At 80.3% G+C, this 223-nt stretch carries 1 protein-coding gene; it reads right to left on the minus strand.

Features of this window, described 5'->3' with window-relative positions; genetic code table 11:
* Nucleotides 1-223: DUF3105 domain-containing protein (locus tag QWY29_RS20740; protein ID WP_300963101.1), on the minus strand; the 223-nt coding region annotated here is incomplete at both ends.

Raw genomic sequence — 223 nt, forward strand, 5'->3', positions numbered from 1 at the left:
GCCGGAGCCCGTGCCCTCGCCGCCCTGCGGATCGGGTACGCCGCCCGCGCAGGACGCGAACGGCTCGGGCGCGGTCTGTCCGCCGCCGAGCTGCTCGACGAACAGGCCGAGGCGCGGGTCGGCGGCGCCGACGAGCCGCAGCTGGCGACCCCAGACGGTGACGACGACGGGCGCGGGCAGGCCCGGGGAGGGCGAGAGGGTGCCGGTGGCGGGCAGGTGCGCG

This window comes from Nocardioides abyssi, from assembly GCF_030412915.1.
GTDB lineage: Bacteria > Actinomycetota > Actinomycetes > Propionibacteriales > Nocardioidaceae > Nocardioides > Nocardioides abyssi.